Annotated in this window: 18 protein-coding genes and 2 tRNA genes; 12 read left to right on the top strand and 8 right to left on the bottom strand. The window is 42.4% G+C overall.

Going from position 1 to position 21,975, the window contains the following annotated elements:
- Window positions 1-6: 6 nt before the first annotated feature.
- The 5 genes from FTT71_RS05305 to FTT71_RS05285 all read right to left on the bottom strand — a co-directional run bounded on the left by FTT71_RS05305 (window position 7) and on the right by FTT71_RS05285 (window position 5,810).
- Window positions 7-1,500 (bottom strand): UDP-N-acetylmuramoyl-L-alanyl-D-glutamate--2,6-diaminopimelate ligase, encoded by a 1,494-nt coding sequence (locus tag FTT71_RS05305; protein WP_180160761.1) that lies wholly within the window; start codon window positions 1,498-1,500, stop codon window positions 7-9.
- 10 nt (window positions 1,501-1,510) lie between these two features.
- Window positions 1,511-3,334: a penicillin-binding protein PBP3 gene (gene ftsI / locus FTT71_RS05300; RefSeq protein WP_131260649.1), complete on the bottom strand. Its 1,824-nt coding sequence runs from the start codon at window positions 3,332-3,334 to the stop codon at window positions 1,511-1,513.
- A 12-nt stretch (window positions 3,335-3,346) separates the two neighbouring features.
- A complete protein-coding gene (gene ftsL, locus FTT71_RS05295; RefSeq protein ID WP_373683414.1) occupies window positions 3,347-3,676 on the bottom strand; it encodes a cell division protein FtsL in 330 nt (109 codons plus the stop codon).
- Window positions 3,677-3,687: 11 nt separating this feature from the next.
- A complete protein-coding gene (rsmH, locus tag FTT71_RS05290) occupies window positions 3,688-4,599 on the bottom strand; it encodes a 16S rRNA (cytosine(1402)-N(4))-methyltransferase RsmH (protein WP_096901290.1) in 912 nt (303 codons plus the stop codon).
- A gap of 197 nt (window positions 4,600-4,796) precedes the next feature.
- Complete coding sequence (locus FTT71_RS05285; RefSeq protein ID WP_096901291.1) at window positions 4,797-5,810, bottom strand: sulfate ABC transporter substrate-binding protein; 1,014 nt, start codon at window positions 5,808-5,810, stop codon at window positions 4,797-4,799.
- Between the two features lie 504 nt (window positions 5,811-6,314).
- On the opposite strand from FTT71_RS05285, the gene FTT71_RS05280 reads away from it, so the two are divergent.
- From FTT71_RS05280 to FTT71_RS05260, 5 genes are all read left to right on the top strand, one after another.
- Window positions 6,315-6,602 carry a hypothetical protein gene (locus FTT71_RS05280; RefSeq protein WP_019838212.1) on the top strand — a complete coding sequence of 96 codons (288 nt, stop codon included), beginning with the start codon at window positions 6,315-6,317 and terminating at the stop codon, window positions 6,600-6,602.
- Window positions 6,603-6,743: 141 nt separating this feature from the next.
- The gene (gltX, locus tag FTT71_RS05275) at window positions 6,744-8,252 is read left to right on the top strand and encodes a glutamate--tRNA ligase (protein ID WP_154320243.1); all 1,509 of its coding nucleotides are present in this window, start codon (window positions 6,744-6,746) and stop codon (window positions 8,250-8,252) included.
- A gap of 57 nt (window positions 8,253-8,309) precedes the next feature.
- Window positions 8,310-8,385 (top strand) — tRNA-Ala (locus FTT71_RS05270).
- A gap of 36 nt (window positions 8,386-8,421) precedes the next feature.
- Window positions 8,422-8,497: transfer RNA gene (locus tag FTT71_RS05265), tRNA-Glu, on the top strand.
- Between the two features lie 154 nt (window positions 8,498-8,651).
- Window positions 8,652-8,993 carry a hypothetical protein gene (locus FTT71_RS05260; RefSeq protein ID WP_004974430.1) on the top strand — a complete coding sequence of 114 codons (342 nt, stop codon included), beginning with the start codon at window positions 8,652-8,654 and terminating at the stop codon, window positions 8,991-8,993.
- A gap of 128 nt (window positions 8,994-9,121) precedes the next feature.
- On the opposite strand, the gene ettA is transcribed toward FTT71_RS05260, so the two are convergent.
- Window positions 9,122-10,783 (bottom strand): energy-dependent translational throttle protein EttA, encoded by a 1,662-nt coding sequence (gene ettA / locus FTT71_RS05255; RefSeq protein ID WP_004974427.1) that lies wholly within the window; start codon window positions 10,781-10,783, stop codon window positions 9,122-9,124.
- A gap of 281 nt (window positions 10,784-11,064) precedes the next feature.
- Between ettA and FTT71_RS05250 the strand changes: the two genes are divergently transcribed.
- The 4 genes from FTT71_RS05250 (at window position 11,065) to FTT71_RS05235 (ending at window position 14,444) form a co-directional block, all read left to right on the top strand.
- Window positions 11,065-12,342: an O-acetylhomoserine aminocarboxypropyltransferase/cysteine synthase family protein gene (locus FTT71_RS05250; RefSeq protein ID WP_180160760.1), complete on the top strand. Its 1,278-nt coding sequence runs from the start codon at window positions 11,065-11,067 to the stop codon at window positions 12,340-12,342.
- Window positions 12,343-12,649: 307 nt separating this feature from the next.
- Window positions 12,650-13,537 carry an SDR family NAD(P)-dependent oxidoreductase gene (locus tag FTT71_RS05245; protein WP_004974423.1) on the top strand — a complete coding sequence of 296 codons (888 nt, stop codon included), beginning with the start codon at window positions 12,650-12,652 and terminating at the stop codon, window positions 13,535-13,537.
- Window positions 13,538-13,736: 199 nt separating this feature from the next.
- Window positions 13,737-14,033, top strand: coding sequence for a hypothetical protein (locus tag FTT71_RS05240; protein ID WP_004974421.1), 297 nt, complete (start codon window positions 13,737-13,739; stop codon window positions 14,031-14,033).
- A gap of 99 nt (window positions 14,034-14,132) precedes the next feature.
- A complete protein-coding gene (locus FTT71_RS05235) occupies window positions 14,133-14,444 on the top strand; it encodes a hypothetical protein (protein WP_019838218.1) in 312 nt (103 codons plus the stop codon).
- An 88-nt stretch (window positions 14,445-14,532) separates the two neighbouring features.
- Here the strand turns inward: FTT71_RS05235 and FTT71_RS05230 are convergent, their stop codons facing one another.
- Complete coding sequence (locus FTT71_RS05230; protein WP_180160759.1) at window positions 14,533-16,884, bottom strand: Tex family protein; 2,352 nt, start codon at window positions 16,882-16,884, stop codon at window positions 14,533-14,535.
- Window positions 16,885-17,231: 347 nt separating this feature from the next.
- Here FTT71_RS05230 and ompR point away from each other — a divergent pair, with 347 nt between their 5' ends.
- From ompR to FTT71_RS05215, 3 genes are all read left to right on the top strand, one after another.
- Complete coding sequence (gene ompR / locus FTT71_RS05225; protein ID WP_004974415.1) at window positions 17,232-17,996, top strand: two-component system response regulator OmpR; 765 nt, start codon at window positions 17,232-17,234, stop codon at window positions 17,994-17,996.
- 168 nt (window positions 17,997-18,164) lie between these two features.
- On the top strand, window positions 18,165-19,625 hold the full coding sequence (locus tag FTT71_RS05220) for an ATP-binding protein (RefSeq protein ID WP_167846389.1): 1,461 nt from the start codon (window positions 18,165-18,167) through the stop codon (window positions 19,623-19,625).
- A 308-nt stretch (window positions 19,626-19,933) separates the two neighbouring features.
- Complete coding sequence (locus tag FTT71_RS05215) at window positions 19,934-21,457, top strand: acetyl-CoA hydrolase/transferase family protein (protein ID WP_004974412.1); 1,524 nt, start codon at window positions 19,934-19,936, stop codon at window positions 21,455-21,457.
- 105 nt (window positions 21,458-21,562) lie between these two features.
- Here FTT71_RS05215 and FTT71_RS05210 read toward each other — a convergent pair whose 3' ends face one another.
- Window positions 21,563-21,958, bottom strand: coding sequence for a hypothetical protein (locus FTT71_RS05210; RefSeq protein WP_004974410.1), 396 nt, complete (start codon window positions 21,956-21,958; stop codon window positions 21,563-21,565).
- Between the last annotated feature and the right edge of the window lie 17 nt (window positions 21,959-21,975).

The following is a 21,975-nucleotide window of genomic DNA, read 5'->3' as shown; positions in this document are numbered from 1 at the left end:
AATTCCTTATTGGGCAGGATAAGCAGAAGGTGAACAATGCTGTGCATCTATCGCAGATTGCACTTCAACCACATCGTCAAACCAGTGTCTTACCCCATCTATTTCTTGATAATTTTCATGACCTTTGCCTGCAATCAAAACGATATCGCCTGACTGTGCATATTTGACTGCATATTTAATCGCTTCACGACGATCATGAATTTCATGGCTCTGTGCCACCGACAAATCGACACCTGTCTGCATATCGGCAAAAATTTGCAAAGGATCTTCTGTACGCGGGTTATCAGAAGTCAAAAGCACAACATTGGCATAGTCCAATGCCGCTTGGGTCATCAGTGGGCGTTTACCTCGATCCCGATCTCCACCGCAGCCAAACACCGCCCAAAGCTGTGCGCTAACATGGCGTTTTAAGGTTTGCAACACTTGAATTAGGGCATCTGGCGTGTGTGCATAATCCACCACAAATAAACGCTCTGCATCACGCAACACTTGCATACGCCCCGGTGCGCCTTTGAGTTGTGCAGTCGTGTGTATTAAATCCTGTAATGCAAAACCTGCTTGCTCTGCTGCGATTAAACTCGCGACCAAGTTTTCAACATTAAAATGTCCGAGCAACGGACTTTGCACCACATATTCTGCCGTAGCAGTTTGTAGATGGAAACGTACACCATTCAGACTGTATTCAATCTGCTGTACTTGATAGTCTGCCGCTTGCTGCGTGGAATAAGTCAAAATTTTCGGTTGCGCAGGGTTCTGTTGCGCCGCTTGCAACATGATCCCAGCATATTCATCATCTAAATTGACAATTGCAACTTTTAAACTGGCAAACTGAAACAGCATGGCTTTGGCTGCAGCATACGCCTCTAAAGTACCGTGATAATCCAAATGATCACGGCTCAGGTTGCTATATACCGCAATTTCAATATCGCAGCCATTTAAGCGCCCTTGCTCCAAACCATGTGAACTGGCTTCAATTGCGGCAAATTTTGCCCCCTGTTGTGCATAGCTGTATAAAGCATTTTGCAGTTGCAAGGCATCTAAAGTGGTATGTGTTGAAGCTTCCAAATTAGGCAAAATTCCGTTGCCTGTGGTGCCCATTACCGCACAGCGTTGGGCTTGTAACATTAACAACTCAGCAATTAAGCGGGAAATCGTGGTTTTACCATTGGTGCCCGTGACTGCAAGCATACGCGCTAAAGGTACAGGCTGTCGTGCTTGTAAATATTGTTTTTGCCACTGTCCCATGCGCTGACGCACATCTGGCACCACCAAATTATTGGCAACTGCCAGTTCAGCTTCCGAAATCACCGCCAAAGCACCTTGATCTAAAGCTGCTTGTGCAAATTGTGCGGTTTTTTCAGGCTGCGACAAACTGGTCAGGGCAATAAAAATTTGCCCTGCTGTCACATGGCGGCTGTCAAGTTGAAAGCCCTGAAAGTCTTGTATCATCCAATCTGCAACGCGGGAACTGCGATAAATATTTTGAAAGCTGATAGACATGCGTCACCTGTTATTGGATGTTGGGAGTTTCTAAAGGTTTATCTAAAGGTACGTTCATTAAACGTAAAGATTCTTGCATCACACGAGCAAATACAGGCGCTGCCACCAAACCACCATAATACTGTCCTGTTGGATTTTCCACCACGACCACCATGGCTAAACGCGGATCACTGACTGGCGCAACCCCAGCAAACAAGGCACGATATTCAGTCTGTGAATAGCCTTTGCGGTCTGCACGAAGTTTATGCGCTGTTCCCGTTTTACCTGCAACCCGATAGCCTGGAATATTGGCTTGACGTGCCGTACCACCGGGTAACGTTACGGCTTCCATCATCAGTAGAACTTGATCGGCAATTTTAGCATCAACAATTTGTTCGCCTTTAGGCTGTTCTTCTAATTTGTATAAACTCAGCGGCATTTTTACGCCTTTATTGGCAAGCATGGCATAGGCATCTGCCAATTGCAGCACAGTGGCGTTCAAACCATAACCATAAGACATGGTCGCCACTTCCGACACATTCCACTTGCTTGGCGGCAAAATTAAACCTGCACTTTCACCCGGAAATTTCACTGCAGAACGCGCACCAAACCCTAAACGCTTATAAAAAGTCGGCAAGGTCGCATACGGTAAAGATAAGGCAATTTTCGCCACACCCACGTTTGACGATTTTTGGATGATTCCCGCCAAAGTCAGTGAGCCATAATTGTGAGTATCACGAATGGTATGATTACCCACCCGCATTGAACCACCACTTAAATTGACCACGGTATTCGGTGAATATTTGCCACTTTCCAGTGCCATTGCCACCGTCATAGGCTTCATGGTCGAACCCGGTTCAAAAGAATCCACCGCACCACGGTTACGCATGGCATCTTTATTGGACAAACTTTTTTTGTCATTCGGGTTATACGACGGCCAACTGGTCATCGCCAAAATTTCACCCGTTTTCACATCTACCGCAATTGCTGTGGCTGAACGGGCATTATTTGCTACCCCTGCCGCAGTCAATTCACGATACATAATGTATTGCAAACGTGAGTCGATACTCAGGGTAATATTTTCGCCCGGTTCAACCTCTCTCACCACTTCTGGGTCTTTGACACGGTTACCCTTTTTATCGCGCACGATTTGCTGTTCGCCATCCACGCCTGCCAAGCGGGTATTTAGCTGCATTTCCAAGCCTTCAATGCCTGTGCCTTCACTATTGGTCAAACCAATAATTTGTGCATTCGGCTGTGGCTGCGGGTAATAACGCTTATAGTTTTTCTCGGTATATACCCCTTGGAAATTACGTTTTAGAATCAGCTCTGCCTGTTGCGGCGGCACTTCTTTTTGTAAAACCAAATAACGTGAACGCGGACGCTCGTTCATTTTATTTTTCAGTTCTTGGCGATCCATCCCAACTGCATCGGCAAGTTCATCTAAATTCAAGTTTTTATCTGGCAATTGACGCTGCAATTTACGACTGGTCGGATTTTTTTCCAACTCGGCTGTAATTTCTTCAAACAGTTTTTTATTGTCAAAATAATCACGTGGATCAATCACCACTTTCATTACAGGGGTACTAATTGCCAAAGGCACACCGTGGCGATCATAAATCACCCCGCGCATAGCTTTGAGCTTTTCTGTTCTTAAAATATTGGCATTGGCTTTATTTTGTAAAAAGTCATGGTTCACAATTTGCACATAAAAAGCACGTCCCACCAGTGCCACGAACACCAGCAGTACCACAGCCCACATTAAGTAAAAACGCCACATTTCTACATGAATGGCATTTTTTCCAGTTACCGATTGCTGTTTCTTTCGGGTTTGCTTTTTACGCGTATCGACCATGTGCAACTCGCCTTATTGTTGTTCTGAGGTTGTAGGCAAAGAAATCACCACAGTTTGCGGTGCGGGCGGTGAATACATACGCAGTTGCGTCACCGCACGGGTGCCAATTTGTGCAGTTGCACCAAAGGTCTGCTGTTCAATTAACAAACGCCCCCATTCGGCATTTAAGTCATCTCGCTCGCGCATATAAGAACTCAGCTCACGATAATCATGGCGATATTCAAACACTTGAAACACCACCATAATCGCGCTGATAAATACCAGCGCCAATAAAATAAAATAGGCGACCATTTTTTTCAGTCGCACTTGAGATTGATTTTTTTCAACGCTTTCAGTTTTCATTATTGGCCTTTTCAAGCTAATCGTTCTGCAACACGTAGCCATGCGCTGCGTGAGCGTGGATTGGCTTTGACTTCTTCATCACTAGCACGCACACGTGATATTTTTTTCAATCGACGCGTATCTTGTTGCTGTTGTGGCAAGCCCCAACCTGAATCTTCAGGCAGGCTCGATTCTTTTTGAATAAACTGTTTAATTAAACGATCTTCCAAAGAGTGGAAGCTAATTACAGCCAAACGACCTTCGGGTTTTAATACCTCAACCGCCTGCGGTAAGAAGTTTTCAATATCTTCTAATTCTTTATTAATCGCAATACGAATTGCCTGAAAAGTACGCGTTGCAGCGTGTTTGTTTTTTTCCCACTTCGGATGGGCAACTTTTACAATTTCAGCCAATTGTGCGGTGGTTTCAATATAACCCGCCTGTTTAATGGCTTTGGCAATACGGCGGCTATAACGTTCTTCACCATATTGAAAAATCACATTGGCTAAGGCTTCTTCTTCAATATCCACCAGCCATTCTGCTGCAGTCGGGCCTTGTGAATTGTCCATACGCATATCAAGCGGGCCGTCTTTCATAAAGCTAAAACCGCGTTCTGCCTGATCTAGCTGTGGTGACGACACGCCTAAATCGGCCATCACACCATCGACCTGAGTGACGCCCAAATCATTCAACGCTTGCTGCATATCAGCAAAACTGGCATGAATAATTTGAAATCGCGAATCTTGCTGTCCCAATTCTGCTGCCACGGCCAAAGCTTGTGGATCTTTATCAAAGGCATAAACTCGCGCCTGCGCATCCAATTTGGATAACAACAAACGCGTGTGTCCACCTCGTCCAAAGGTGGCATCGACATAAATTCCTGTATTGCGATCTGCCAACACGGCATCAACAGTTTCATGAAGTAATACAGAAATATGCGACATAAGGTTCAATCAATACAGCTAAAATTTAACTGCACATTATTACCTTGTTTTGGCAAAGCTCCAAACGTCTTTTTGTAGATAAATATTACTTTCCATAGGGAAAACCGTTTTTGACTTTTTTAAAGCACAAAAAAATCTCCGTAGAGATTTTTTTGTGTGCCAATCCAATAAAAGATTAGCCGAAAATGGATATCTGTTTAACGCTTAGTATTATAAATTTGGTCGAAAATCGCACCATTCACAAAATGTGTTTTTTGTGCATTTTCCCAGCCACCGAACACTTCATCAATCGTGAAGGTTTTTAATTTCGGGAATTGTGCTGCATATTTTGCAAGGACTTTTTCATTACGTGGACGGTAGAAATGCTTAGCCGCCATTTCCTGACCTAAAGGTGAATATAAATAGTTGATATAGCCTGTCGCTAACCATTTATTGCCATTTTTTTCTACTGTGCGGTCTACGATTGCCACCGAAGGTTCAGTCAAAATAGAAATAGATGGATAAACAATATCAAACTTGTCTTTGCCTAAGGTTTTTAAAGTTACAAGGGCTTCATTTTCCCAAGTCAACAACACATCACCAATGCCACGTTCAGCAAATGTAGTCATCGACGCACGTGCTGCCGAATCCATCACTTTTACATTGTGGTACATCTTGCCCACAAATTCTTGCGCTTTGGCCTTAGAGCCGCCCGGCTGCTTTTCTGCATAACCCCAAGCCGATAAATACACCCAACGTGGCAAACCACCTGTTTTCGGGTTAGGGGTAATAATTTGTACGCCTGGTTTGGTTAAGTCATTCCAGTCTTTAATGTTTTTCGGATTGCCTTTACGCACCATAAAGACGATGGTCGAGGTATAAGGCGCAGAGTTATGAGGAAATTCTTTTTGCCAACCTGCTTGGATTTGACCTGACTTTACAATTTCTTCAATGTCATTCGCCAATGCCAAAGTTACGACATCGCCCTTTAAACCATCGACCACAGAACGCGCTTGCTTGCCTGAACCACCATGTGATTGTTTAAAGTTGACGTCTAAACCTGTACGTTTTTTCCAGTACTGACCAAACGACTTGTTAAATTCATCATAAAATTCGCGGGTCGCATCATACGATACATTTAAAAACTGACGATCTGCAGCCTGAGCAGTCGTTGCAGCAAAACCTGTTGCCAATAGCGCAGCAGCCAATAAAGCTTTCAATTGAGTTTTCATTACAGCACACATCACCTTTAATCTGTCGCTCAATATATGCAATGCTCAGGCGCTGCGCAATTTGTAAAAAACATGCAAAAAATGATTAAATTCAAATAATTTAGCTTTAATTAATTGTTTTTAATCAATTTAATTCAAGATGCGGCGTTTATTCCAAATTTATACCTTTTTATGGATTAGATATATGAAAAGTGAATAAAACTTTGATCCGTTTTTAGACTCAACGGTAAAATAAGCGACATCACAGCAATCAAACCCGCTTCAAAACTATTTTATTGTGACTTTTGTAACAATCTTCACGATATCTCCACAGTTGTTTGTTACAACATGTTCTAAATCAAAGATCATCTGAAAAATCGGTATATAGTGAGTAAATAATGATAAAGATCTTATTAAGAGTGTGACGCAAATCTACTTTTGTTATGATTTTTGTGATTAAATATTAAAGTGATTAAAACAATTTATAAATTGTGAGTTCATTCATAAAGGAAAGGGGGAATCAAGATGAAATCTAAACTCATATGCGCAGCATTACTCACTTTAAGCACAGTCAGTCACAGTGCTGTGATCAAGTCTACTGAAAGTAAAACCCATTTAACTGCGGAAAAGGGGTCTTTAATTGAAAAAGCCCTTACCCAACAAAAACAGGCAGACAAGCAAAAGTTTGAATCAAATAATGATTTAAAAGTGCTGACTTCCATTCATGTCGCTCCAACTCAAAATTTCTTTGCCTTGCAAAATCAGCGTTTTAGCCGTTTTGTACAAGCCTTATTCCCGCAAGATAACTCATAACTCCGCATTAAATTCACTGCCTTTGATCCCCTTTTCAAATGCAGTTGAAACGCCCAAGTACAGAATGTTGAATTTAACATTAAGTACTTGGGCTTTTTCGTTATAATGGTTGCAATTTACATTTTGAATTAATTTTTGCTTATGACTGTTCGTACTCGTATCGCGCCTTCTCCTACTGGTTTCCCGCACGTGGGAACAGCGTATATCGCCTTGTTTAACTTATGTTTTGCCAAACAACACGGTGGTGAATTTATTCTTCGTATTGAAGATACTGACCAACTGCGTTCAACTCCAGAATCTGAAAAAATGATTTTGGATTCATTGCGTTGGTTAGGCTTAAATTGGGCAGAAGGTCCAGATGTCGGCGGCCCGCATGCACCGTATCGCCAATCTGAACGTATGGATATTTATAAGCAATATGCCTTGCAATTGGTTGAACAAGGACATGCTTTCTATTGCTTCGCTACTAGCGAAGAACTGGATCAAATGCGTGCAGAGCAGCAAGCACGTGGTGAAAGCCCGCGCTACGATGGTCGTGGTTTAAACTTGTCTGCAGATGAAGTACAGCGTCGTTTAGCGGCAGGCGAAGCGCATGTTATTCGTATGAAAGTGCCAACCGAAGGCGTATGTAAATTTAACGACATGCTACGCGGTGAAGTGGAAATTCCATGGGCGCAAGTCGATATGCAAATTTTACTGAAAACAGATGGCTTACCAACTTACCATTTGGCGAATGTGGTCGATGACCATTTAATGCAAATCACCCACGTAATTCGTGGCGAAGAATGGATTCCATCTGCACCCAAACATCAATTGCTATATCAATATTTTGGTTGGGATATGCCTGTGTTGTGTCACATGCCATTGTTACGTAACCCAGATAAATCTAAATTGTCTAAGCGTAAAAACCCAACTTCAATTAACTACTATAAAGATATTGGGGTATTACCTGAAGCTTTGCTGAACTATTTAGGTCGCATGGGTTGGTCAATGCCAGATGAAAGTGAAAAATTCACCTTAGCCGAAATGATTGAACACTTTGATATTCAACGTGTTTCACTAGGCGGCCCTATCTTTGATGTGGAAAAACTCAATTGGCTGAATGGTCAATGGATTAAAGCGCTTTCACCTGCTGAGCTGTTAGATACCTTATTGGCTTGGAAAGCAGATCGTGCCAAATTGGAAGAGATTGCCGCCGCGATTCAACCGCGTATTAATTTACTCTCAGAAGCGGTCAATTGGTCTGCACATTACTTCAACCATTTCCCAAGCTTGAGCAAGGAACAGTTTGAAAGTAAAAAACTGTCTGAAGAACAAGTGCGTCAAAGCCTACAATTTGCAATTTGGCGTTTAGAAAGTCTATTTACTTGGAACAACGACACGGTGAGCCAAACCCTAATGGATTTAGCCAACCAAATGGAAATCAAATTGCGTGATTTCATGCCTGCGTTCTTTATTGCAATTGCAGGTTCAACCGCATCTACACCTGTGATGCAAACCATGGTCACCATTGGTCCTGACCTGACCTTTGCGCGTTTGCGTCATGCCTTAGAAGTGGTTGGCGGACCAAGCAAAAAAGAAGTTAAAGTCTGGGAAAAACTGAATGAAAGCATCAAATTGCCGAAAAATGATGCAATTGATCCAGCTTAATTCATTTTTTTGTTGACGTGTGCGCGCAATAGCCCTAATATTGCGCTCACACAGACTGGGGTCATAGCTCAGTTGGTAGAGCGCTACAATGGCATTGTAGAGGTCAGCGGTTCGATCCCGCTTGACTCCACCAAGTTTAAATAAGGCTTTACCTGTGTTGCCTCATCAAGTCCCTATCGTCTAGAGGCCTAGGACATCGCCCTTTCACGGCGGTAACCGGGGTTCGAATCCCCGTAGGGACGCCATATTCAAGATGAATATAAATTGACTTATCTTCATCTTATAATAAAGCTCAAGCAATGACTTGGGCTTTTTTATTGCCCTGTTTTCTGACAGACTGTTTTTGATTTGCCGTACATTTGGTTAGAATAACGATCAGATTAGAATTTTGGAGTTGTAATGCAATACCGATGCCCTAAATGTCAAAGCCCAAAAATCATGCCTGTTGCGCAGGCAGGTCAAACAACACCGCGTCCTGTGGTGCCAAAAAGCTTGGTGATGCTTATTCCAGCGGTATTTGTCTTATTACTTCTTGTCTTGATCAGTATCGCCATGTGGATTTTTGGTGATGGTGCAGGCACAACCTTACAAAGCATTACTGTGGCGGTATTTGTGCTGTGTGTAATTGCAGGTTTCTTGTTTTATCGTGATTTGCCTGATTTCAAAATTTCTATGCAAGCCTTTATGCAGTCACAAAAAAAATGGAAGTGCCGTGAATGTGCACATGAGTGGGAAGTTTAAACCTCACTGGTCTACATCTAGATTAAGAAAAATGTTGCTAGGTTGATCACAAGACCACATTATCGAGCAAATATAAAAAAACCAGCCTTCTCGGCTGGTTTTTTTAATGAGAACTCAAGTTTTTAGACTTAAGCGCCAATTTTACGGTATTTGCTACGTTTGGTTGCCAGATCATCACCATATTTCTTACGGCGATATTCTTCAAACTCAGTATAGTTACCTGTAAAGAATTCTGGTTGCTCATCTTCGAATGACAAGATGTGCGTTGCAATACGGTCTAGGAACCAACGGTCGTGCGATACCACCATCACTGTACCTGGGAAGACTAAAATTGCATCTTCCAGTGCACGTAAAGTTTCAATATCCAAGTCGTTTGATGGCTCATCCAGCAAGATCACATTTGCGCCCTGCTGTAGAATTTTTGCCAGTTGTAAACGGTTACGCTCACCACCCGACAATTCACCAACGCGTTTTTGCTGATCCTGACCTTTAAAGTTAAAGCGACCAATATAAGCACGCGATGCAATTTCATAATCGCCCACTTTCAAAATGTCTAAACCGCCAGAAACTTCTTCCCAAACAGTTTTGTCATCATCTAGAGTGTCACGAATCTGACCGACATAAGCCACTTTTACCGAGTCACCTAAAGTCACGCTGCCCGTATCAGGTTGCTGCTCGCCAGTCATCATACGGAATAAAGTCGTTTTACCCGCACCGTTTGGACCGACAATCCCCACAATCGCTGCAGGCGGCACAGTAAAGGAAAGGTTTTCGTAAAGTAAGCGATCACCAAATGACTTGCTGATGTTTTCCACTTCCACCACTTTGTTCCCTAAACGTGGGCCAGGTGGAATATAAATTTCAGAAGTTTCGTTACGCTGTTGGAATTCACGCGAGTTAAGCTCTTCAAAACGCTCCATACGCGCTTTGTTTTTCTTTTGCTGGCCTTTCGCATTAGAACGTACCCATTCCAATTCTTTTTTCAAGGCTTTAGCAAAAGATTCTTCTTGCTTCTGTTCTTGCTCTAAACGGTTATTTTTCTGCTCTAACCATGAAGAGTAGTTACCTTGATATGGAATACCATGTCCACGGTCAAGTTCTAAAATCCATTCTGCAACGTTATCCAAGAAGTAACGGTCGTGGGTAATTGCCACAATCGTACCCGGGAAGTCTTTTAAGAAACGCTCTAACCAAGATACAGATTCTGCATCCAAGTGGTTCGTCGGCTCGTCTAGAAGCAGCATGTCTGGTTTAGACAATAACAAACGGCATAAAGCCACACGACGACGCTCACCACCCGATAATTTGTTAACATCAGCATCCCAAGCTGGCAAATTTAATGCTGCCGCTGCTTGTTCAAGCTGATTGTTCAGGTTGTGTGCATCCCAAGTTTGGATAATCGCTTCTAACTTCTCTTGCTCTTTTGCAAGTTTGTCGAAATCTGCATCTGGATCTGCATATTCTGCAAAAACTTGGTCTAAACGCTCTAAAGCATCTAAAGCTTCACGCACACCATCTTCCACGTTGCCGCGTACATCTTTGCTCGGGTCTAGTGGTGGTTCTTGTTCAAGATAACCAATTTTGATGCCTGGCTGTGCACGAGCTTCACCAGAGAAATCTTTATCTACGCCCGCCATAATACGGAGCAAAGTCGATTTACCTGCACCGTTTAAACCAAGCACACCAATTTTCGCACCTGGGAAAAATGATAAGGAGATGTCTTTCAAGATTTCGCGCTTAGGCGGAACCATTTTCGACACTCGGTTCATCGTATAAATATATTGGGCCACGTAGGACTCCTCAATAGAAAACCAAATCTGGGGCTCAGATGAGCAGCCCCTGCTCTAATGAGCGAAAAAATAATCGGGTATTATACCTGAATACGGAGAAAAAATAAGACACCACAAACATCTTGCATGCTTTGTTACAACTCTAGCGATCAGCGGATAAGCACAGGACTTTTTGCCTGCTATATCAAATTTACAGCTAAATATTGCAGCATTTTTACACTTTCTTTCATATTTAAAAGTGCTAGACTCAAACCAATTTAACTCACGAAGATGAAGTAAACATGACCTATAAAGACGAAACTTTGGCCATTCATGCAGGCTATAGCCCAGAACCAACCACCAAAGCCGTGGCTGTGCCTATTTACCAAACCACTTCTTATGCCTTTGATAATACGCAACATGGTGCCGATTTATTTGATTTAAAAGTACAAGGCAATATTTACACCCGTATTATGAACCCAACCACTGCAGTATTGGAGCAACGTGTTGCAGCACTTGAAGGCGGGATTGGCGCATTGGCTTTAGCATCGGGTATGGCTGCAATTACCTACGCAATTCAGACCATTACCGAAGCAGGCGATAACATTGCTTCAGTATCAACTTTATACGGCGGTACTTACAACTTATTTGCCCACACCTTGCCTAAACAAGGCATTGAAGTACGTTTCTTCGATTATCAACAGCCTGAAAGCTTACGCGACCTGATTGATGACAAAACCAAACTGGTCTTTGTAGAATCCATTGGTAACCCATTGGGCAATATTATTGACCTTGAAGCGATTGCGAAAATTGCGCACGAATACGGCATTCCAGTGGTGGTGGATAACACTGTAGCCACGCCTGTCTTGCAAAAATCATTTGATTTTGGCGCAGACATCATCATTCACTCACTGACCAAATATATTGGTGGTCACGGTACGTCTATTGGCGGCATTATTGTCGATAGCGGTAAATTCCCTTGGGGCAAATATCCTGAGCGTTTTAAAGCCTTAAATACACCTGACCCAAGTTACCATGGTGTGAACTATGTAGAAGCCTTAGGCGCTGCAGCATTTATTGCACGTGCACGTGTAGTACCACTACGCAATACAGGTGCAGCGATTAGCCCGCATAACGTATTCCTAATTTTACAAGGTTTAGAAACCTTAAGCCTGCGTATGGAACGCCATACTGAAAACGCGCAAAAAGTAGCGGAATATTTACAGGCACATCCAAAAGTGAAATGGGTCAATTACGCAGGTTTGAAAGATCACCCACAACATGCGTTGGCACAAAAATATGTGAAAGGCAAACCTTCTGCAATTCTGTCTTTTGGTGTGCAAGATGGCCGTGAAGGCGGAACCCGCTTTATTGATGCACTGCAATTATTCACACGCTTGGTCAATATTGGCGATGCCAAGAGTCTGGCTTGCCACCCTGCAACCACCACTCACCGTCAGTTGAGTGCAGATGAACTCAAAGCGGCTGGTGTGAGTGAAGATATGGTGCGTTTATCCATCGGGATTGAACATGCCGATGACTTAATTGCCGATTTAGCGCAAGCTTTAGCAGCCGTATAAAAACTCATCAGTTCAAACTTTGTACTGGCATCCTGCTGATTAATTTCAACAGGATGCTTTTTTATTTTAATTTTTCTTTGTATGTCTTTGCATTAGCTTTATTTCATGGTAAAAATAAAGATATACAGCTCACAAAAATAGAGCAATTACTCCAAATTCATTTTTAAATTCAACCACTTATTCCATAGCTTTTTTTGTGCAATCGGCTATCATAAAGCCAAGTAAAACAGTTCAAATTCAGTCTGAAATTTGAATCGTCAATCTCAATAAAAATGACAACTCAGGAATCTAAATCAGGAATATTAGCGTGAAGCCAAAATTAGAGAAACTTTTTCAACAGCGTGTAAATGGTAAAGTTGCCCTTATTACAGGTGCATCGAGTGGTATTGGTTTAACCGTGGCACATAAGCTAGCCGATGCAGGTGCGCATGTGCTTTTGGTGGCACGTACTCAGGAAACGCTCGAACAAGTCAAAGCTGAAATTGAAGCACGTGGTGGCAAGGCTTCAGTTTTCCCTTGTGATCTAAACGATATGGACTCTATTGATGCTGTATCGCAACAAATTCTTGCCTCTGTCGATCATATTGATATTTTAATTAACAACGCAGGCCGCTCAATCCGTCGTGCAGTACATGAGTCGGTTGATCGTTTCCACGACTTTGAACGTACCATGCAGCTCAACTATTTTGGTGCTGTGCGTTTGGTACTCAATATTTTGCCGCAGATGATGCACCGTAAAGATGGTCACATCATCAACATCAGCTCGATTGGTGTATTAGCCAACGCAACGCGTTTCTCGGCTTATGTGGCATCTAAAGCCGCATTGGATGCGTTTAGTCGCTGTCTATCTGCAGAAGCGCATACACACAAAATTGCGATTACTTCGGTGTATATGCCATTGGTTCGTACCCCAATGATCGCACCAACCAAAATTTATAAGTACGTGCCCACCCTTTCACCTGAGCAAGCGGCAGATTTAATTGCTTATGCGATTGTGAAACGTCCGAAGAAAATTGCGACACATTTGGGTCGTTTGGCTTCAATCACTTATGCGATTGCACCAGACATTAACAACAAACTCATGTCGATTGGTTATAACTTATTCCCAAGCTCTACCGCGTCTGTGGGCGAGCAGCAAAAACTGAACTGGGTACAAAAAGCGTATGCGCGCTTGTTCCCAGGTGAACACTGGTAATTTATACACAATTCAAGTTTTGCTTTAGGCGACCTACGGGTCGCCTATTTGTTTTTACAGCTTAGGTTGAACAGCGCACAACAATACAACATCACTTCAACAATTTTTAAATTGTGCAGCCGCAACTTTTCATGTGATTTTAATATTGGTTTAAGAAATAGCATTCAAAATGACATTACAATAATGAAAGGTACAACACATGAAAACTCTGTATCTGTTTAAGCTATTTTGTTTTTCTGCTGCGGGCTTAAGTTTTTATCACTTATATACTGAGCTTACGCGCAATCATGTAGACACATTTCAAGTGATGACACTGACAGGCCTGGTGGTCTTGTTAGTCGAATTGGGCTATCGCAGCCAACTTGCCGTGTCCATGTCGCATTCATCTGGTGCGATGTCCGAAGTTTCTGCCTCTTCTAATTACAGTTATTTCATGTCTAAATTGGCAGCAGGCAGTATTGCCACAAGTTTTGTTCTGCAAGGCTTAATCCGTTAATTGCTTATTTAAGATCCACAATCTCAACCATAACAAAACATTCAATTGCACCGCATTTTTATGCTATAACACAGCTGTTTTAAGTATTTTGAATGAATTATGCGAGCACTGGCCCTCATTTTACAGTATGGCTGTTTTGCCTTTGCCTTGTTTCTGAGTTATCAGGTTGCAACGGCGCTTTATCAGCAAGAATATGAACTTTTAGAGGTTGTTGCCGATGTCGGCACGATTTTAATTTGTATTGATTTGGGCGTATTTTTATTTAGCAGCAAAGCCTCACAAGGTTTAAATCTTCAGGAATATGCTCGCCAACTTGAAGCACCACCGTCAAAACTAGTCGCAGTGACTCGTAAACTTGGACATTTGGGAATTATGCTGATTTTGGTGAGTTGGATTGTACCGTTGATTTAAAATCCATCAAAAAATCTGTATATAAAAATGTTCCTGCAAAACAAAAAGCTCCCGAATTTCGGGAGCTTTTTGTTAGAGCAATTCAAAATTACTTCGAACCTTTAATCCCTGCTTGTAACAACAATGCACCTAAACCACCAATTTTATTTTCTTGTGGTTTAGCGGCTTGTGGTTTTTTCGCTTGTGGACGCTCAGTCTGAGGACGTGACTGCTGTGGACGTTTCGCTTGTGGCTTACGCTCTGTACGCTGTTCTTGATCACGACGTGGTGCACGCGCTGCTTTTGCAGGTGCAGCCGAACCTTCAGGACGCATCGATAAATTCACACGGTTACGCTCTACATCAACCTGCAACACACGCACTTGAACAATTTGACCTGGTTTCACCACTTTATGCGGATCAGCCACAAATTCATTGGCCAACTCAGAAATATGCACCAAACCATCCTGATGTACGCCCACATCCACGAAAGCACCAAAGTTGGTCACGTTGGTTACAACACCTTCAAGCTGCATGCCTTCAGTCAACTGCGCCACTTCAGTAATATCTTCACGGAATTTAGCCGTACGGAATTCAGGACGTGGGTCACGACCTGGTTTTTCCAATTCAGACAAAACATCCTGAATAGTTGGTAAGCCGACTTGCTCATCCACAAATTCTTCAGCATTCACCAAACGGATAATTTCAGTATTACCAATAATATCTTTAACCGTGGTCGCTTTGGCAGCCACAATTTTTTCTACTAAACCATAAGATTCAGGGTGCACTGCAGAAGCATCCAAAGGCTCAGAACCTGCCTGAATACGTAAGAAACCTGCTGCTTGTTCAAAAGTACGTTCGCCTAAACGCGGTACGTTTTTCAAAGCTTGGCGATTGTCAAAACGGCCATGTTCTTTACGGTATTCAACAATTTGCTGTGCAATGGCTTTATTCAAACCTGCGATATAACCCAAAATTGCTGAAGATGCCGTGTTGACATCGACACCGACCGAGTTCACACAGTCTTCTACCACAGCTTCTAAGGTTTTTGCTAAACCTGCCTGATTCACGTCATGTTGATACTGACCCACACCGATTGATTTTGGATCAATTTTTACCAACTCTGCCAATGGGTCTTGCAAACGACGTGCAATCGACACTGCACCACGAATCGACACATCTAGTTCTGGCAACTCTTGCGATGCCAATTCAGAAGCTGAATACACAGATGCACCCGCTTCAGATACAGACACACGTGTTAATTTCAAGTCACTGTGCGCCGCCATCATTTCTGCCACAACCGCTTCAGTTTCACGGCTTGCAGTCCCGTTACCAATCGCGATTAAATCAACATTGTGCTCACGGCATAAACGTGCAAGTTCTTCAATCGCGCCTGCTTTGTCTTCTTTAGGTGCAAATGGATAAACCGTGCTATGTGCAACCACATCGCCAGATTGGTTCACCACAGCCAGTTTGACACCTGTACGGATGCCAGGGTCTACGCCCAGCGTACAACGCGCACCTGCAGGTGCAGAGAGCAATAAATGACGCAAGTTTTCTGCAAAGACATCCATCGCTTCAGCTTCGGCAGCCAAACGCTTTTCAGTCAATAATGAATGTTCGATTTGTGGACGCACTTTGCCCAACCAGAACAATTTTGCCGTTTGCTTTAAAAAGTCCTGACGTGCTTGCGGCTGAATTTGATCTAAATTGTATTCAGTTTCAATACGTGCCAAAGGTGCACTGTCTTCACCATCAACTTTTAAACCCAAGACGTTTTCTTGGCGACCACGCAACATCGCCAATAGGCGATGTGAAGGCACTTTGTTGAGGTTTTCTGAAAAATCGAAGTAATCACGGAATTTTTTGCCCACTTCTTTTTTCTCTTCAGAAGCAACCAAGCTTTTTAATACCGCTGTTTTGGCAAAAATTTCTTTTAATTCTGTGGTTAAGGCAATATTTTGTGCCCATTCATCAATCAGAATGTGTTGTACCGCATCTAGCTGACTGTCTGCATCAGGATAGTCTGCATGACTAAAGCCTGCTAAAGCTTCGCTTGGCTCAACCTGTTCTGCAAAAATTTGCGCTGCAATTGGGCCTAAACCTGCTTCTTTAGCTTTAAACGATTTACTGGTGCGTTTTGGACGGTAAGGCGCGTAAATTTCTTCTAAAGCATTTTTGGTTTCAGCAGCGTTAACCCGTGCCAATAAATCATCAGATAATTTATCTTGTTCTTTGAGTGATTCTATTACTTTTTCGCGACGCTCATATAAATCACGTAAATACGATAAACGTGTATCGAGCTGACGTAGCTGCGTGTCATCTAAACCTTGCGTCACTTCTTTACGGTAACGTGCAATAAATGGAACGCTAGCACCTTCATCAATAAGTTTGATGGCAGCTTCTACTTGATTTTGTCGTACGGCAAGTTCTTTTGCTAACTGCTGAACTAAGTCAGTCATCGTGTGTGATCCTACAAGGATAAGTACTAAAAGCCATGATTATAAAGACCAAGACTATAAAATCCACAATTGTTTTATGAATTTTATAAATGGTGGTTTTTTGGCGATTTTTGCCAATTCGGCTAAATTTTATAAATCTAAATAAAATTCAGGCTTATGTTAGACTCAAACGGACAAATATGTCAGTTTTTCGCATGGGAATGCTGTATATATTTGGTATCTATGTCTTGATTTTATCTGCAATATTTGTTGCTTTAGAGCATAGGCAATAGATACCAATGAATCGTATACTCAAAGCCAACTCAACTTTTTGTTTACGATGACAATAAAGAATAAAGGAGCACATCATGAGTTTAGTTGTACCTGCTGAAAAAACAGATACCGTACACAGCGAAACTGACCGCGTTGAACGCATTCTCGTTGTCGATGATGATGTGCGTTTACGTACCCTGTTACAGCGTTTCTTGGAAGATAAGGGCTTTGTGGTCAAAACTGCCCACGACGCGACACAAATGGATCGTTTGTTACAGCGTGAACTGTTCTCTTTAATCGTGCTTGATTTTATGCTGCCTGTTGAAGATGGTTTAAGTATTTGCCGTCGTTTACGTCAATCTAACATCGACACGCCAATTATTATGCTGACGGCTCGCGGCAGTGACTCTGACCGTATTGCAGGACTTGAAGCAGGTGCAGATGATTATTTACCAAAACCGTTTAATCCAAATGAGCTGTTAGCGCGTATTCGTGCTGTATTGCGTCGTCAAGTGCGCGAGGTACCAGGTGCACCAAGTCAGCAAATGGAAGTGGTTGGTTTTGGCCCATGGTCACTAGATTTATCGACCCGTACTTTGACACGTGAAGGTCAGGTCGTGACCCTAACTACAGGTGAATTTGCAGTACTCAAAGCGTTGGTACAACATCCTCGTGAGCCTTTAACCCGTGACAAGTTAATGAATTTGGCGCGTGGTCGTGAATGGGGTGCGATGGAGCGTTCGATTGATGTTCAGGTTTCACGTTTACGTCGTTTAATTGAAGAAAACCCTGCCCGTGCACGTTATATTCAAACGGTTTGGGGTGTCGGTTATGTATTTGTTCCAGATGGTGCGGAATAAGTTGAAAATGATGTGAGGCTTCAGCCTCACATCTTCATGCAATGATCAACATTTATGCACACCGATCATTGTGCTAGATTTAAAGAACAGACATTCCAATAACAAGTATATTCATCATAAAATTTCACTCACTAAATTCGCTTTACAACCTCTGCCACAGGACAAGATGTGAAACTCGAACCCATCGACCCACAAGAATTTACCGACTATGTGGCGTATTCTGAAAAGAAACGTACCCGCTGGGAGCGTTTTCTGGACAAAATCAAACCACGCTCTGCAGCCATGCGCACCACGGTACTGGTGGTTTTTGTGGTGTTGTTTAGCCTGTTTATGTCGTTGTGGTTCTTTTGGCGCACCTTGTATTTACCTGAAATTCAACAACACGCCCGCTATTTAGCGGTTGAACTGGAAATTTTAAACAATCCAGATTTGCGCATTTTTCACAATGAAGCCGAAGTCGATGTCGATGCGTGGCTTAAAAATCGGGTCGGCATTGAATATGTAACCGATCCACGTGAGTTTCCTAATGTACGGGAAAAAGTCATTGCAGAGTTTTTTACCCAACAAATAGAAAAGAAACTGGCAACTGAATTAAAAATGCAGGATGTCACGGTCTATTTCCAGTTCAAACCAAGCCCGCGTATTTGGATTCAAACCCCAGAAATGAATGGCAACTGGGTACGTGAACCCCTTAAAACCTATGCCAACTACAGCCCTGAATTGGTCTTTGGCTGGCTTTTGGGTATTCCACTGTTAGCTGCAGCAATTATTTTAACTCTAGTACGTCAGCTGAATCGTCCTTTGCGTCGTCTGCAAAATGCCGCCAATAGCTACAGTAAAACAGGCAAAGCACCTTATTTAGAAACCAATCACGGTCCGCAGGAAATTCGTGAGGTCAACCAAGCCTTTAATCACATGATTTATACCTTGGAACAGACTGAACGTGACCGTCGTATCATGTTGGCAGGTATTTCACACGACCTGCGCACGCCACTGACACGGATTCGTTTAAGTGCCGAAATGATGCCCGATGATGATTTTTTAAAAGAAGGCTTAATTTACGATGTAGAAGATATGGATGCGATTTTAAATCAATTCATTTCTTATATGCGTGATGGTTCCGATGAAGAATTACAAGAAACCGATTTAAATGTTTTGCTGCAGGAATTGATTATTCAATTTAAACCGTTGGATATTCGCTTTAACGCACAAGAATTACCTTTAATTCAGGCGCGCAGTTTGTCGCTGAAACGTCTGATTGGCAACCTGATTAATAACTCGAAACGCTATGGTGCAGAGCCAATTGAGTTGTCTTCAGAAGTGCTGGATGAACACATTCGGATTAGCGTGGCAGACAACGGTACAGGCATTCCAGAAGACCAAATTGCCGATTTAATGCAGCCTTTTGTACGCGGCAATGAAGCACGTACTGTACAAGGCAGTGGCTTAGGTTTGGCAATTGTAAAACGTATTGTCGATATTCATCAGGGCGAGCTCACCATTCAAAACCGTGAACACGGTGGTCTTGAAGCCATCATTACCCTGCCGTTACAACCTGAAATCGTTGAAGAAAAAAATAATGTTGGCACGCTGGAAAAAATCAAACAAAGTTTGAGTGAACACTTCTAAACGGCTGACGCTTTTGATCTCTATCTAGCTTGCTATATACCAATTTCAGACCAACAGCAAATCGGATGGACGATCAAAGTAAAAAATTCAGATGGTGCATATCAAAATTGTATAAAAATATATCAAACAAATTGTAATATTTACCTTTTTATATATAAATAAACGATTAAATTCAATTATTTATGTATTATTTTATATTTTTATACCACCATTTAGGCAAAAAATTAGACCTTAGCCTAACACCTATGCAAAATACCTTTTTTGATCGGTACAATCGGTATCAGTCTAGTATTTTACGAGAGTTCGCCATGTCTTTAGATCGCATCCGTTTAGCCTCCCTCCACGACAAAGTAATCAGCGCAGAACAAGCTGCTGAATTCGTTCAAGATGGTATGACCGTAGGTATGAGTGGCTTTACTCGTGCGGGTGAAGCAAAAGCTGTTCCACTTGCATTGGTGGCACGCGCTAAAACCAATCCTTTAAAAATTGACTTAATTACTGGGGCAAGTCTTGGTAATGATTTAGACAAGCAATTGACTGAAGCAGGTGTTTTGGCTCGTCGTATGCCGTTCCAAGTAGACAACACTTTGCGTAAAGCAATTAACCAAGGTCAAGTTATGTTCATTGACCAACACTTGTCTGAAACTGTTGAGCAAATGCGTAACAATACGCTAAAACGCCCAGACATCGCGATTGTTGAAGCAGTTGCAATTACTGAAGACAGCTTAATTATTCCAACAACTTCTGTAGGTAACTCTGCAAGCTTTGTTGAATATGCAGATAAAGTCATTATCGAAATCAACACCACTGTAAGCACAGAATTTGAAGGCCTACACGACATTTATATTCCTGAAGCACGTCCAACACGTGGTCCAGTGCCATTAACTCACGTTGAACAACGTATTGGAACCAAAGGTATTCAGTTAGACCCTGCAAAAGTTGTGGGTATTGTATTTAACGATACCTTGCTTGACTCTCCATCTAACGTGACCGATCCAGATGACGAAACTCAAGCAATTGCAGATCACTTGATCGCATTCTTTGAAAACGAAGTAGCACAAGGTCGTTTACCGAAAAACTTGGCACCTTTACAAGCAGGTATCGGTTCAATTGCAAATGCAGTATTAACAGGCTTCAAACACTCTAACTTTGAAGACTTGGTGATGTACTCAGAAGTACTCCAAGACTGTACGTTTGAATTGATTGATGCAGGCAAAATGAAGTTCGCTTCTGGCTGTTCAATGACTTTGTCTGAAAAATGTGGCGATCGCGTATTTGGTAATCTTGCACACTACAAAGACAAATTCATTTTACGTCCACAAGAAATTTCTAACTTCCCTGAGTTAGTACGTCGTTTAGGCATCATTGGTATTAACACTGCACTTGAGTTTGATATTTACGGTAACGTGAACTCAACCCACGTATGCGGTACCAAAATGATGAACGGTATTGGTGGTTCAGGTGACTTCGCGCGTAACGCACACTTGGCGATTTTCGTGACTAAATCGATTGCGAAAGGCGGTGACATTTCATCTATCGTTCCAATGGCTGCGCATGTAGACCACAACGAACACGACGTTGACATCTTAGTCACTGAGCAAGGTTTAGCAGATTTACGCGGTCTTGCACCACGTGAACGCGCTCGTGCGATTATCGACAACTGTGTACACCCAATGTACCGCAATGCATTGAATGATTACTTTGAGCGTGCATGTGCAAAAGGTGGTCACACTCCTCACCTACTTCGTGAAGCATTATCTTGGCATGCAAACTTCGAAGAACACGGTCACATGTTGACTCCTGCACAACAAGAATCTGCGCAACCAGCATAATTCGCGTGCAATAAAAAACGCCCTGATTTTTCAGGGCGTTTTTTTATGTCTTAAGTTTTTATGTCTTAGATTGTCACAAGGTCATTTGCGACAACGCACTCCATTTTACTCAAATGCCAAAGCTTTAAATTCATCTATAAAATGCTGCCCTAACTGGCGTAAACCATCCACACTGAGTGTGGTTTCAATCACACCCAAAGACACCACATCACGTTGAATTTGCAGCACAGTTTGACCTTGCGGGTTGATATAAAAACGAGAACCCAAAGTTGCAAATTTGCTTGCTAAGTCTAGGTTTTGTTCAGCTCGAACTTGATTCACCACATCTTGCGCGGTAAAACGGTATTGATCATGCAGCAAATTTAAGCTGTTGGATTGCCCATATTCTGCACTTAATGCACAATCATCCAAGACCTGTAAAGGCTGATCAAGATTGGCAAAAGCAGTCGCAGGGAGACTCAGCGCAAGACTGAATAAAATAGGGAGAGAAAATTTTAACATTGGACACCTCGCACATA

It is taken from the genome of Acinetobacter sp. YH01004 (genome assembly GCF_013420455.1).
Lineage (GTDB): Bacteria > Pseudomonadota > Gammaproteobacteria > Pseudomonadales > Moraxellaceae > Acinetobacter > Acinetobacter towneri.
This window is presented reverse-complemented; position numbering and strand designations above follow the sequence as displayed.